Origin of the sequence: Alcaligenes sp., from assembly GCF_050255915.1 — a bacterium.
Classification (GTDB): domain Bacteria; phylum Pseudomonadota; class Gammaproteobacteria; order Burkholderiales; family Burkholderiaceae_B; genus Alcaligenes; species Alcaligenes aquatilis.
On the sequence record NZ_JBFWIQ010000004.1, the window covers coordinates 226,546 to 240,376 of the forward strand.

Here is a 13,831-nt window from a genome sequence, read left to right on the forward strand (position 1 = left end):
AGCGCGCGCATGGGCTGCAAGGCTGATCGTCTTATAATAGGCAGTTAAATTTTCCATCGCGTTGCATGTAATGAAAACCTCAGAAATTCGTCAGAAGTTTCTTTCTTTTTTTGAATCCAAGGGACACCACATCGTTTCCTCGGCTTCCTTGGTTCCAGGGAATGACCCTACCTTGCTGTTCACGAACGCAGGGATGGTGCAGTTCAAAGACGTGTTCACGGGTAAAGAGACCCGCCCCTACAAGCGTGCGACCAGTTCTCAGCGCTGTGTTCGTGCCGGTGGTAAACACAATGATCTGGAAAACGTGGGCTACACCGCCCGCCACCACACCTTTTTTGAAATGCTGGGCAACTTCAGCTTTGGCGATTACTTCAAGCAAGACGCTATTCGCTATGCCTGGGAACTGCTGACGACGGTTTACCAACTGCCTGCAGAAAAACTCTGGGTCACCGTCTACCAGGAAGACGATGAGGCCTACGATATCTGGGCCTCGGAAATTGGTGTGCCCAAAGAGCGCATCATCCGCATCGGCGACAAGGGCGGCGTGCGTTACAACTCGGACAACTTCTGGCAGATGGCCGATACCGGCCCCTGTGGACCTTGTTCGGAAATTTTCTACGACCACGGCGCCGACGTCTGGGGTGGTCCTCCCGGATCGCCTGAAGAGGACGGCGATCGTTACATTGAAGTATGGAATCTGGTGTTCATGCAGTTCGAGCGATCTGCCGACGGCACCATGACACCGCTGCCCAAGCCTTGTGTGGATACAGGGATGGGTCTGGAGCGTATTTCGGCTGTGCTGCAGCACGTGCACTCCAACTACGAAATTGATCTGTTCCAATCCTTGATTCAAGCCGCCGCGCGTGAAACCAAGACCAGTGACCTGAGCAATAACTCGCTCAAGGTAATTGCGGACCACATCCGTGCTTGTAGCTTCTTGATCATTGATGGGGTCATCCCCAGCAATGAAGGCCGTGGCTATGTGCTGCGCCGTATTATTCGCCGTGCCCTGCGTCACGGCCACAAGCTGGGTCAGAAGGGCTTGTTCTTCTACCGTTTGGTGCAGGACTTGGGCCAGACCATGGGCGAAGCCTACCCCGAGCTGATTAGCCAGCGCGAGCGTATCGAACAAGTGCTGCGCCAGGAAGAAGAGCGTTTCAGCGAGACGCTGGAAAACGGCATGCGTATTCTGGAAGGCGCTTTGGCCAACCTGCCAGAGAATGCCAAGCTGGACGGCCAGACGCTGTTCACCTTGTACGACACCTACGGTTTCCCCGTGGACCTGACCGCCGACATCTGCCGCGAGCGTGGCATCGAGGTCGATCTGGACGGTTTTGAAGTCGCCATGGAAAACCAGCGTCAGATGGCACGCGCTTCGGGCAAGTTCAAAACCGCCGAAGGCCTGAGCTATTCCGGTGTGCAAACCCGCTTTGATGGTTACACCACTCTGGAAGGTAGCGGCACGGTTACCGCCTTGTATGTGGATGGCACCTCTGTGCAATCCGTGACCCAAGGTCAGCAAGCGGTAGTGGTTCTGGATGCCACACCTTTCTACGCCGAGTCCGGTGGTCAGGTAGGGGATGCCGGTATCTTGAGCGACGCCAAAGGGCTGTCCTTTGACGTTCAAGATACACAAAAGATCTCCAATCAGGTTTTCGGACACCAGGGTGTGCTGAACGCTGGCACGCTGACTGTGGGCCAGACTGTTCAAGCCCAGGTGGATACCGAGCGTCGTGAGCGTGTGATCCGTAACCACTCGGCCACGCACTTGATGCACAAGGCCTTGCGTCAGGTGCTGGGCGGTCACGTTCAACAACGTGGCTCCCTGGTGGACGCTGACAAGACCCGTTTTGACTTTGCTCACGATGCCGCCATGACGGCCGAGCAAATCGCTCAGGTTGAAGCCGTTGTGAACGATCAGGTTCTGGCTAACCAGGCCGTGCAAGCCCAGCTGATGTCGTTTGACGACGCCGTCAGCGGCGGTGCCATGGCTTTGTTTGGTGAAAAGTACGGCGACGAAGTGCGTGTACTGGATATTGGTTTCTCTCGCGAGCTGTGCGGTGGTACGCACGTTCAGCGTACGGGCGATATCGGCTTGTTCAAGATTGTCTCGGAAGGTGGCGTAGCCGCTGGTGTGCGCCGTGTTGAGGCCATCACCGGCACCAACAGCCTGCACTGGGTGCAAGCCCAGGAACGTCTGCTGAACGATGCCTCTGCCAGCCTGCGTACCCAACCAGAAGGTTTGGTTGCCCGTATCAGTGCCTTGCAAGCTCAGATCAAGGATCTGGAGCGCGAGCGCGAACAAATGCAATCCAAGCTGGCGGCTTCGGCCGGCCAGGACTTGTTGGCCCAAGCCGTACCCTTGAATGACAGCAGCCGTCTGCTGGTGGCCACGCTGCAAGGCGTGGAAGCCAAAGCCCTGCGCGAAATGGCCGATCAGTTGAAGAACAAGCTGCAGTCTGCCGTGATTTTGCTGTCCATCGTGGCCGACGGCAAGGTCAGTCTGGTGGCGGGCGTGACACCTGACCTGACCGCCAAGGTCAAGGCCGGTGATCTGGTGGGTTTTGTGGCCTCGCAAATGGGCGGCAAGGGTGGTGGTCGTCCTGATATGGCCATGGGCGGCGGTACCGATGCCAGCGTCCTGCCTCAGGCCAATGCCTCGGTGCAGGCCTGGGTACAAAGCAAGTTAGGTGCGTAATGACGATGTCCGAGACCGGCGCTTTGCCCAATAGCGATCTGCAGGTGGATGCAAGCGGGCTGAAATGCCCCTTGCCTATCTTGCGTGCCAAGAAAGCCTTGGCGCAGTTGGAGTCCGGGCAAGTGTTGCAGGTCATTACAACCGATCAGCACGCTATTCAAGATTTTCAGGCTTTTTGTCGCCAAACTGGCAATGAACTGTTGGCTCAAGACCAGCAAGCTGAAAAAACTCTGCATTTTTTACGCCGTCGGTAAGCTGACGGCGGTAGAATACTGTTTTGTCTGTTGCGTATCTAGCACTGAATCTGCTATCTTAGCGTGTTACTTTTGGCATACGTGCCAGAATAGTGCTAGAATTTTTTGTTTACCTTACACAATAAAGGGATTATCAATGGTGGTAATTCGCTTGGCCCGTGGTGGCTCCAAAAAGCGTCCTTTTTACAACGTAGTAGCCGCCGAGGCGAGCCAACGCCGTGATGGTCGCTTCATCGAACGTCTGGGTTTTTACAACCCCGTTGCTGGCGAAGGTCATGAAAACCTGCGTCTGCAAATGGACCGCGTTAAGCACTTCACCGACAACGGTGCTCAGGTTTCGCCTGCTGTGGCTCGCCTGTTGAAAGAATACTCGGCTAAGGTTGCTTCGGCTGCCTAAGTTGATTCACCTGTTTTTTTAGTGGTGTTAGTGTGAAGCAACCAGCGATTCCTGCTGACCTTGTTGAGCTTGGACGCATTGTTTCCGCTTATGGCGTACGTGGTTGGGTCAAAATCCAGCCGCACTCCATGCAAACCAAAGCGCTGCTGAATGTAAAAACGTGGTGGTTAAAAACGCCCCGGCCTGAATCTCAGGCGGGCGTTTTTGCGTCTGCGTCACCCAGACAAGTGCAAACCGCAAAGCAGCATGGGGCAACCATCGTGGCGCAGTTTGAAGGTCTGGATAATCGAGAGCTGGCTCAAGCTCTTAAGGGGCATACCGTTTGGGTATCCCGTGCCGCTTTTCCCAAAGCGGACGAAGACGAATTTTATTGGGTCGATCTGATCGGCTGCCGCTTTTTTGGCGAGCAGGACGGCCAAGCTGAAAGCTTAGGCGAAGTGGTAGAGGTGCTGGATAACGGCGCGCATTCTATTTTGGTCGTGCATCGTGGCTCCTGGGATGCCGAGGGTGTCTTTACACCTGAAAAGGACGAACAGGGTAGGCCACAAGAAGAGCTGGTTCCCTTTGTGCAAGCCATTGTGCATACGGTGGATATGTCCGCCCGCGAGTTGCACAGCCACTGGGCGATCTGATCGTTTCAATCCTGTGCGCGTGTGGTGCTTTGGCTTGACTGGCCGGGTTTATAACGCGTATCTGCTTTTTCTCTTGCCGAGTCCTCATGCGATTTGATGCCCTGACCCTGTTCCCGGACATGTTTGATGTGGTCAGCCAGGCTGGTGTCACTGGCCGTGCGCACAAGCAGGGCATCTGGCAGATGCGGACCTGGAATCCGCGCGACTACACTACCGATGTGCACCGCACAGTGGATGACCGCCCTTACGGAGGTGGTCCTGGTATGGTCATGCTGGCTGATCCCTTGAACGACGCTTTGGATCAGGCTCTGGCTGACCGTGGCGATAAGCCGGAAGTGATTTTACTTAGCCCTACAGGGCGACGCTTTAATCAGGCTGTGGCTCAGGAGCTGGCTCAAGGCCCCGGCGCGGTTCTGGTTTGTGGTCGCTACGAAGGGATAGATCAACGCTTTATTGATGCACGCGTCACCCAGGAGCTTTCTTTGGGTGATTTTGTGCTGTCTGGCGGTGAAATCGCGTCGCTGGCGATTATCGACAGCGTGGTCCGCCTCTTGCCCGGCGTGTTAAATGATGCCGATTCGGCTCGTCAGGATTCTTTCCATGCCGACAATAGTGGCTTGTTGGACAGCCCTCATTACACGCGTCCCGAGGTTTATCGCGATCAGGCTGTGCCTGAGGTCTTGATGTCCGGTCATCATGGTCGCATCCAGGCATGGAGGCGTGAGCAGTCTTTGCGTTTGACCGCCTTGCGGCGCCCGGAGTTGATCGAACAGGCCCGTCAGCGTGGTGAGCTTAACAAGGCAGATGAGCGTTTCCTGGCCTCGCTTGATGACGGGGGAGTGTCATAAGCGGCTTGGGGTGGGTATGACATTGGGCAAGTAATCTGATGGTGTGCTGCCTAGGGTGGCCCATGAGGGGGTTATGAGTAAAGTTGAGCAACAAAATCGCCAGTCCTGGAATGCGGCAACACTTGCCCATAATAGTCATAAAGGGGATCAGGCTCAGTTCTTTCGCCGTGGTGGTTCTACTTTGTTTCCAGAGGAGCTGGAGCTGCTAGGTGAACTCAAGGGGCGCTCACTGCTGCATTTGCAATGCAATTGCGGGCAGGATAGTTTGAGTTTGGCCACGCTTGGGGCACTAGTGACTGGGGTTGATATCGCCGATGAAGCGATTTCCTTTGCGACGGCCCTGTCTCGAGATACGGGTATTCCGGCTGCGTTTCATCGCGAAGACGTGGTGCAGTGGTTAAGGCAGGCTGCCAGTCAGGGGCTGCAATACGATATTGTATTCAGTAGCTATGGTGTCTTGTGTTGGTTGCCGGATTTAAGGGCGTGGGCGCAGGGCGTCGCTTCTGTTTTGAAGCCTGGAGGGCGTTTGGTGCTGGTGGAGTTCCACCCCTTTGCGCTTTGCTTTGATGAGCACTGGGCGCTGAAATACGATTATTTCAATACCCAGCCCATGGTGTTCCCGGAAGGGGTGGGTGATTACGTAGCGGAATCAGGCGAAGGGTTGCTGCTTTCAGGCAAAACTGAAGGTATGCAGGAGTTTGAGAACCCGCATCCCAGTGTGGAGTTTAGTTGGGGCTTGGCTAAACTGGTTGGTGTCTTGCTGGAGGCCGGTTTGCGTTTGCGAAAATTGGAAGAGTATCCGTATTCAAATGGCTGGAAGGGTTTTAAGCAGATGCATGAGGGCCCGGGGCGGCGAATGTATGCACCCGTAGGCCAGGCTGGCGTCCCTTTGATGTATGGTCTTGAGGCAAGTCGGGACTGAGCACGCCATTGTTGGGCACGGTTGTGCCATGATGCAGCCAATCTGGGCTATCTATCCTGCTTCGTCATAAAAGCACCCCAAAGGTTGGATAGGCATCCAATCTTTGGGGTGTCGTTTATTGCAGTCAGTTTTTTGTGCTGGGAGGCCGTTAGTTCAGGCGAGCAAATTGCTGCTGGACTTTAGCCAGGGTTTCGCCAAACTGAATGACGCGCTGTCGTTCCTGTTCCACTACGGCTGCTGGGGCACGCTCCACAAAACTGGCGTTGCCCAGTTTGGCTTCGGCCTTGCTGATTTCGCCTTGCAGGCGTTCAATTTCCTTGGACAGGCGGATACGCTCCGCTTCCACGTCAATCTCTACGTGCAGCATCAGTTGCGTGGTGCCGATCACTTGTACCGGTGCGCCTGCATCGGTAGGCAGTTGATCGACAATTTCCACGCTTTCCAGCTTGCCCAGCGCAGCCAGATACGGGCTGTTGGCTTTTAGGGTTTCGGCATTGCCTTGGGCAATCAGCGGTACGCGCTGAGCGGGCGAAATGTTCATTTCGCCACGCAGGGCACGGATGGCGTCCACTTGGGCTTTCAGTTCGGCAACCTGGGCCACTGCCTGCTCATCAACCGCGGCGGGGTTGGCAATTGGGTAGGGCTGGACCGAAATGCTGGTGGTTTCGTCAGCGGCACGTTTACCAGCCACCACCGAGACCTTCTGCCACAGTTCTTCCGTGATGAAGGGGATGATAGGGTGCGCTACGCGCAGCACCACTTCCAGTACGCGGATCAGGGTGCGGCGGGTGCCCAGTTGCTGCTCGGGCGTGCCGTTCTGGATCTGGGTCTTGGCCAGCTCCAGGTACCAGTCGCAGTACTCGTCCCATACAAAGTGGTAGATGGCATTGGCGACGTTGTCGAAACGGTAGTCGGCAAAACCGCGCTCGGCGTCCTGTTCCAGGCCTTGCAACAGGCTGATGATCCAGCGATCAGCAAAGCTCAGTTCGGCGGGTGCGTCGGCGTGCAGCTCATGACCTTCGGTGTTCATCAACACAAAGCGGGTGGCATTCCACAGCTTGTTGCAGAAGTTGCGGTAGCCTTCGCAACGCTTCATGTCGAAGTTGATATTGCGGCCCAGAGTGGCGTAGGCGGCCATGGTAAAGCGCAGTGCGTCCGTGCCGAAGGCGGGGATGCCGTCGGGGTAGTCTTTCTTGGTGCGTTTGGTAATGCTTTGTGCCTGCTTGGGGTTCATCAGGCCAAACGTGCGTTTGTGGATCAGGCTTTCCAGATCGATGCCGTCGATCAAATCCACAGGGTCAATGGTATTGCCCTTGGATTTGCTCATCTTCTTGCCTTCCATATCGCACACCAGTCCGTGAACGTAGACGGTGTTGAATGGAACGCGGCCGGTCAGGTGCATGCTCATCATGACCATGCGGGCAACCCAGAAGAAAATAATGTCGAAACCAGTGACCAGCACGCTGGAGGGCAGGTAACGGGCCAGATCTGGAGTTTCTTCAGGCCAGCCCAGATCGGTAAAGGGCACCAGGGCGGAGGAGAACCAGGTATCCAGCACGTCTTCGTCGCGGCGCAGTGGGCCGGTCACGCCAGCGGCGCGGGCTTGTTCCAGAGCTTCTTCTTCGGAACGGGCGACAAACAGGCTACCGTCTTCGGCGTACCAGGCGGGAATTTGGTGACCCCACCACAACTGACGGGAAATGCACCAATCCTGAATATTGTTCAGCCACTGGTTATAGGTGTTGGACCAGTTGTCGGGGTAGAAGCGCACACGGCCATCGGCCACCACATCCAGGGCAACCTTGGTGATGCTCTTGCCGGGGTGCAGTGAATCTTCCGGAGCGGGCTTGCTCATGGCTACAAACCACTGGTCAGTCAGCATGGGTTCAATGACTGTATTGGTGCGGTCGCCACGTGGCACCATCAGCTTGTGTGGCTTGACGGCCTGTAGCAGGCCCTGGGCTTCTAGGTCGGCCACGATTTGCTTGCGCGCGGCAAAGCGCTCCAGGCCTTGATAGGCTTCGGGGGCGGTGTCGGCAATGTGGGCATCCAGTGTCAGGATGCTGATCATTTCCAGGCCGTGGCGTTGGCCAACAGCATAGTCATTGAAGTCGTGAGCAGGGGTCACCTTCACGACACCGGTGCCGAAGGCTGGGTCTACATAATCGTCCGCAATGATCGGGATGGAGCGGCCGACCAGGGGCAGGGTAACGGTCTGGCCGATCAGGCCGATATAGCGCTCGTCTTCAGGGTGCACCATCAGGGCAACGTCGCCCAGCATGGTTTCCGGACGGGTGGTGGCCACCGTCAGGTGGGTCAGATCACCCTGGGGTGTGGTCAGCGGGTAGCGGATTTCCCACAGATGACCGTCTTCTTCCTCGCTGACTACTTCCAGGTCGGACACGGCGGTGCCCAGTACAGGGTCCCAGTTCACCAGGCGCTTGCCACGGTAAATCAGACCTTGTTCGTACAGGCGGACAAAGGTTTCCAGCACGCCACGGGACAGGTTGTCGTCCATGGTGAAGTATTCGCGGCTCCAGTCACAGGACGCGCCCAGACGGCGAAACTGGCTGGTAATGGTGTTGCCGGATTTCTCTTTCCACTCCCAGACTTTTTCCAGGAATTTTTCGCGACCCAGGTCGTGGCGGCTGATGTTCTGGGCATCGAGCTGGCGCTCCACAATGATCTGGGTGGCAATCCCGGCGTGGTCGGTGCCAGGAATGTAGACCGTATCGTCGCCTTTCATGCGGTGGTAGCGCGTCAGGCCATCCATGATGGTCTGGTTAAAGGCGTGGCCCATATGCAAAGTCCCGGTGACGTTCGGTGGTGGGGACTGAATGACAAAGGGTTCGGACTGATGATCACCCAAGGGCTGGACGTGCTGGCCTCCCTTGAAAAGGTCGGCTTGCTCCCAGCGCGCGTACCAGCGCGTTTCGATTTCCTGGGGTTCAAAGCTCTTGGATAATTGCTCGTCGGAGGTCGTTGCGGATGAGTTGGTCATGGTGATGCGGTCTGCCTGCCCCTTTTGGCACGTTCGGTGCCAGATAGGGCGGGACTAATCCTGGGTAAAAAACGAATGTAAGATGCACTATTTTAAGATGTGGCCGTGCGTCTTTGGCGTGGTAAAATGCCGGGTTGCCGTAAATCTGATGAAAGTGCTTGTTTTCATTAAAAAATTTAGCGCGAACCGTCGGATCTGCATTTTGCTTTACGCAGCAAAGACTACACTATATTGTTCTTATTTGGATTTTCACATGGCTATTGAACGCACTCTGTCCATTATCAAGCCCGACGCTGTTGCTAAAAACGTGATCGGTCAGATTATTTCCCGCTTTGAAGGCGCTGGCCTGAAAGTGATCGCTGGTCGCCTGGTTCACCTGTCCCGTGGCGAAGCCGAGCGCTTCTACGGCGTGCACGCCGAGCGTCCTTTCTTCAAGGATCTGGTCGACTTCATGGTTTCCGGTCCTGTATTCGTACAAGTTCTGGAAGGTGAAGGCGCCATTGCCAAGAACCGCGAATTGATGGGCGCTACCGACCCCAAGAAAGCTGACGCTGGCACCATCCGCGCTGACTTCGCTGAGAGCATCGACGCCAACGCTGTTCACGGTTCCGACGCTCCTGAAACTGCTGCTGTCGAAATCGCTTTCTTCTTCCCAGAGTGCAACGTTTACAGCCGTTAATTGGCTAAACCGCGCAGTACCGGCGGCACTCTGATCAAGACTTGCCCGGCCCACTGGAACTCTGGTGTGCCGGGTAAGTCCTACAAGAAGAGGCTTTTTTGCATTTCTGCAAAAAATGAGTCGCCAGACCGCGTGAAGGTATTATTTTTATGTCATCGCTCGAACCTACCAATATTCTGGGCCTGGGCCCGGAGCAACTTGTTGAACTGGTTGCCCAATGGGGCGGCAAGCCTTTCCGTGCGCGCCAATTGCAGCGCTGGATACACCAGCGTCAACAGGACGATTTTGGGCAGATGACAGATCTGGCGCGCGAGTTCCGCGAGCAGTTGAGCGCCAATTGCGTTGTCACTGCGCCCAGCATGTCGCACGAACACATTTCTACCGACGGCACTCGTAAATGGCTGTTTGATGTAGGCAGCAATAACGCCGTCGAAGCGGTTTTCATTCCCGAGGATGATCGGGGCACCCTGTGCATTTCCAGTCAGGCTGGTTGTACCGTGGCCTGTCCATTCTGTTCCACGGGTTACCAGGGTTTCAACCGCAACCTGACAAGCTCTGAAATCATTGGTCAGCTTTGGTTTGCCCGCCGTGCTTTGCTGGGTGCGCCTGAAACGGCCCGTATCGGGGAAGCTGAACAAACCAGTACGCGCGTCATCAGCAATGTGGTCATGATGGGCATGGGCGAGCCCTTGCTTAATTATGATCAGGTGCTCGGTGCCTTGCGCCTGATGCTGGACGATAATGCCTACGGTCTGTCGCGCCGTCGCGTGACGGTATCCACCTCCGGTGTGGTACCCATGATGGATCGTTTGGCCAAAGATTGCCCGGTGGCTCTGGCTGTGTCGCTGCATGCGCCCAATGATGCGTTGCGCGACCGTCTGGTGCCGCTGAACAAGAAGTATCCGCTGGCCGAGCTTCTGGATGCCTGTAATCGCTATCTGGAGCATGCCCCGCGTGACTTCATTACCTTTGAATACATCATGTTGGACGGCATCAACGATACCGACCAACATGCGCAGGAATTGCTGGATATCGCGCGCATTGTGCGCTGCAAATTTAATCTGATCCCTTTTAATCCTTTTCCGCAGTCCGGTCTGAAGCGCTCCTCTGCCGCACGGGTCAAACAGTTTGCCCAAAGGCTGATGGATGGCGGAGTGGTCACTACCGTACGAAAGACGCGTGGCGACGATATTGCGGCTGCTTGCGGGCAGTTGGCGGGTGATATTCGTGATCGCACCCGTATCGAGCAGCGTTTGCCTGATCGGGCCGTCATTCAAATCAAACAGGAACGTGCATGAGCGAGACTCTGGATCCTACCAAGCAATCGGCGCCGGAAGCGGGCTCAGGTGTGGGTCCCACACTCCGTGAGTTGCGTCTGGCGCAATCGTGTACGCTGAACGAAGCCTCCACCCGCCTGAAGTTTTCGGTTCGGCAACTGGAGGCTCTGGAGGCTCAGGAGTGGAGTCAGTTGCCCGGGGGGCAGCCCTTGCGTGGCATGGTGCGCAATTATGCGCGCTTTCTCGAGACCGATGTCTCGGCAGTGCTGGTCATGCTGGAATCTCAGGTCAGTGATACTGCAGCCCCCAAGCCCGTACCGCGTGATCATTCCGGTTCGGGGCTGGCCAGTACGGATTTGGGCCTATATGCCGAATCACGCGGTGGTTCAGGCTGGATCTGGATTCTAATTATTATTGTTTTGTTGTTGGTAGCCGGTTTTTACGCCATTGATCGGGGCTGGGTTCCTGATCAATGGTTGGTGTTTGATTGGCTTAAGGATTTGAAGAAATGACGCAGGGTCCCGGAACTCCCTCTGCTTGCCAGCCCTTGCCGGTTGGTGCTCAACCCAAACGGGTGACGCGCACGGTGGATGTGCGCTGGGGCGATCATGTCGTGAAACTGGGGGGCTCGGCTCCTGTCGTGGTGCAGTCCATGACCAATACGGATACGGTCGATGCCATTGCAACGGCCATCCAGGTCAAGGAGTTGGCGCGTGCGGGTTCCGAGCTGGTGCGTATTACCGTCAATACCCCGGAAGCCGCGCGAGAAGTGCCGGCGATCCGTGAGCAATTGGACCGCATGGGTGTCAATGTTCCCTTGGTGGGGGACTTTCATTACAACGGGCACAAGCTGCTGGCCGACTTTCCGGAATGCGCACAAGCCTTGTCCAAGTACCGGATCAATCCGGGCAATATGGGCGGAGGCAAGCGTCGGGACGATAACTTTGCCAAGATGATTGAAATCGCCTGCCGTTACGACAAGGCCGTGCGTATCGGTGTGAACTGGGGCAGCCTGGATCACGAGCTGATGGCCCGCATGATGGACGAGAACAATCAACGCGCACACCCTTGGACGGCGCAAGCTGTCATGCGTGATGCCCTGGTGTTTTCGGCCATCAGCAATGCCCAGCGTGCCGAAGAGCTGGGTCTGGACGGCAAGCGTATCGTGCTGTCTTGCAAGGTCAGCCATGTGCAGGATTTGATTACGGTTTATCAGGATTTGTCCGCGCGTTGCGATTACGCCCTGCATCTGGGTTTGACCGAAGCGGGGATGGGCAGCAAGGGTATTGTGGCTTCCACCGCCGCCTTGGCCGTCTTGTTGCAGCAAGGCATTGGTGACACCATTCGTATTTCCCTGACGCCCGAACCCGGTGGCGATCGTGCCCGTGAAGTGGTGGTGGCTCAGGAAATTTTGCAGACCATGGGTTTGCGTGCCTTCACCCCTATGGTGGTGGCGTGTCCGGGTTGTGGTCGCACCAGCAGTACGGTGTTCCAGGAGCTGGCCAACGATATTCAAGGCTATTTGCGTGACCAGATGCCCGTCTGGAAAGATCTGTATCCCGGCGTGGAAACCATGAACGTCGCGGTGATGGGCTGTGTGGTCAATGGTCCAGGGGAAAGCCGCCACGCCGATATCGGCATCAGCTTGCCGGGAACCGGGGAAGTGCCCTCGGCACCCGTCTATGTGGATGGCGAGCGGGTGGTGACCCTGAAGGGTGATACTATCGCTCAAGAATTTCAGACCATTGTCCAGAATTACGTTGAGCGCCGCTATGGCAAGGCTCCAACGGTTTGATCAACACGCTTGTCAGTCTATGGCGAGCAAACCATTAGAATTATGACGCAGCAGTTTCAAAAGCTCCGCGCCCTGACGGGCATGAAAGACACCTTACCGGGTGAAAGCGCACAGTGGGAAGCCCTGGAGGCTCTGGTGCGGGACTGGTTGGCCAGCTATGGCTATCGCAATATGCGTACCCCCGTGCTGGAACATACCCAGTTGTTTGCCCGTGGTATTGGCGAGGTCACCGACATTGTCGAGAAGGAAATGTATTCCTTTACCGACTCGCTCAACGGCGACAAGCTCACCATGCGCCCCGAATTTACGGCGGGCATGGTACGCGCCACTATCGAACATAATCTCTTGTACGATCGCCCTCATCGTGTTTATGCAATGGGGCCGGTGTTCCGTCATGAGCGCCCGCAGCGTGGCCGCTACCGTCAGTTCCATCAGATCGACGTGGAGGCCTTGGGTCTGCCCGGGCCGGATGTGGATGCCGAGCTGATCGTCATGCTGGCCCGTTTGTGGAAGAAGCTGGGTTTGACGGACATTCGTCTGGAGCTGAACTCCCTGGGGCAGGCGCAAGAGCGTGCCGCCCACCGTGCGGCCTTGATCGAACATCTGGAAACCCACAAGGATGTGCTGGACGAAGAGGCCCAGCGCCGCATGTATACCAATCCCTTGCGTGTGCTGGATACCAAAAATCCGGCCATGCAGGAAATGGCCAATGCAGCTCCACGCCTGTTCGACTTCCTGGGTGAAGAGTCCCGTGCGCATTTTCAGGGCGTGTGCGAGCGTCTGGACGATGCCGGCATTGCCTACACACTGAACCCGCGCCTGGTGCGTGGTCTGGACTACTACAACTTGACTGTGTTCGAGTGGGTAACGGATCGCCTGGGTGCACAAGGTACGGTGTGCGGTGGTGGCCGTTATGATGGCCTGATCGAATTGATGGGTGGCAAACCTTCGCCTGCCGTGGGTTTCGCCATTGGCATGGAGCGTTTGCTGGATCTGTGCTCGCAAGATGGCGAGCAGCCAGCCATTCCCGAATGTCAGGTTTATATGGTTCACCAAGGCGAGGCTGCCCAGCGCAAGGCCTCACTGTTGGCCGAGCAATTGCGTGATGCCGGTTTGCAGGTGATCGTCCATGCAGGCTCCAGTGGCTTCAAGTCCCAGTTCAAACGGGCTGATGCCAGTGGCGCGCAGGCCGCCGTTATTTTGGGTGACGATGAACTCCAAAAAGAACAGGCCAGTGTGAAATGGTTGCGTGCTGCGGATGGCGCCGAGCAGCAACAGTCTGTTGATTTTTCTGAACTCGCCAGTGTTTTGTCAGCAAGGATTTGAGC

12 protein-coding genes are annotated in these 13,831 nt (G+C 56.3%); 11 read left to right on the forward strand and 1 reads right to left on the reverse strand.

Annotation, left to right across the window (positions count from 1 at the left end; genetic code table 11):
- Positions 1–70: 70 nt before the first annotated feature.
- The 6 genes from alaS to AB7E06_RS06990 all read left to right on the forward strand — a co-directional run bounded on the left by alaS (position 71) and on the right by AB7E06_RS06990 (position 5,751).
- The gene (alaS, locus tag AB7E06_RS06965) at positions 71–2,698 is read left to right on the forward strand and encodes an alanine--tRNA ligase (protein WP_427955894.1); all 2,628 of its coding nucleotides are present in this window, start codon (positions 71–73) and stop codon (positions 2,696–2,698) included.
- Entirely contained in the window at positions 2,698–2,952 is a 255-nt protein-coding gene (locus AB7E06_RS06970; protein WP_009455909.1) for a sulfurtransferase TusA family protein, read from the forward strand. The genes alaS and AB7E06_RS06970 overlap by 1 nt, the downstream gene beginning before the upstream one ends.
- Positions 2,953–3,088: 136 nt before the next feature.
- Positions 3,089–3,349 (forward strand): 30S ribosomal protein S16, encoded by a 261-nt coding sequence (gene rpsP / locus AB7E06_RS06975; protein ID WP_009455906.1) that lies wholly within the window; start codon positions 3,089–3,091, stop codon positions 3,347–3,349.
- 32 nt (positions 3,350–3,381) lie between these two features.
- Positions 3,382–3,981: a ribosome maturation factor RimM gene (rimM, locus tag AB7E06_RS06980; RefSeq protein ID WP_094197064.1), complete on the forward strand. Its 600-nt coding sequence runs from the start codon at positions 3,382–3,384 to the stop codon at positions 3,979–3,981.
- Positions 3,982–4,067: 86 nt separating this feature from the next.
- On the forward strand, positions 4,068–4,829 hold the full coding sequence (gene trmD / locus AB7E06_RS06985) for a tRNA (guanosine(37)-N1)-methyltransferase TrmD (protein ID WP_108727653.1): 762 nt from the start codon (positions 4,068–4,070) through the stop codon (positions 4,827–4,829).
- Between the two features lie 73 nt (positions 4,830–4,902).
- Positions 4,903–5,751 carry a class I SAM-dependent methyltransferase gene (locus AB7E06_RS06990; protein WP_108727652.1) on the forward strand — a complete coding sequence of 283 codons (849 nt, stop codon included), beginning with the start codon at positions 4,903–4,905 and terminating at the stop codon, positions 5,749–5,751.
- Positions 5,752–5,899: 148 nt separating this feature from the next.
- Here AB7E06_RS06990 and AB7E06_RS06995 read toward each other — a convergent pair whose 3' ends face one another.
- Complete coding sequence (locus AB7E06_RS06995; RefSeq protein ID WP_395029266.1) at positions 5,900–8,752, reverse strand: valine--tRNA ligase; 2,853 nt, start codon at positions 8,750–8,752, stop codon at positions 5,900–5,902.
- Between the two features lie 253 nt (positions 8,753–9,005).
- Here AB7E06_RS06995 and ndk point away from each other — a divergent pair, with 253 nt between their 5' ends.
- From ndk to hisS, 5 genes are all read left to right on the forward strand, one after another.
- Complete coding sequence (ndk, locus tag AB7E06_RS07000; RefSeq protein WP_009455885.1) at positions 9,006–9,431, forward strand: nucleoside-diphosphate kinase; 426 nt, start codon at positions 9,006–9,008, stop codon at positions 9,429–9,431.
- Between the two features lie 149 nt (positions 9,432–9,580).
- Complete coding sequence (rlmN, locus tag AB7E06_RS07005; protein WP_094197060.1) at positions 9,581–10,729, forward strand: 23S rRNA (adenine(2503)-C(2))-methyltransferase RlmN; 1,149 nt, start codon at positions 9,581–9,583, stop codon at positions 10,727–10,729.
- Positions 10,726–11,220, forward strand: a complete 495-nt coding sequence (locus AB7E06_RS07010; protein WP_094197059.1) for a helix-turn-helix domain-containing protein — start codon at positions 10,726–10,728, stop codon at positions 11,218–11,220. Before rlmN ends, AB7E06_RS07010 begins: the two co-directional genes overlap by 4 nt.
- Positions 11,217–12,503 carry a flavodoxin-dependent (E)-4-hydroxy-3-methylbut-2-enyl-diphosphate synthase gene (gene ispG, locus AB7E06_RS07015; protein WP_395029265.1) on the forward strand — a complete coding sequence of 429 codons (1,287 nt, stop codon included), beginning with the start codon at positions 11,217–11,219 and terminating at the stop codon, positions 12,501–12,503. Before AB7E06_RS07010 ends, ispG begins: the two co-directional genes overlap by 4 nt.
- Before the next feature lie 42 nt (positions 12,504–12,545).
- Positions 12,546–13,829: a histidine--tRNA ligase gene (gene hisS, locus AB7E06_RS07020; RefSeq protein ID WP_321267002.1), complete on the forward strand. Its 1,284-nt coding sequence runs from the start codon at positions 12,546–12,548 to the stop codon at positions 13,827–13,829.
- The last annotated feature ends 2 nt before the right edge of the window (positions 13,830–13,831 follow it).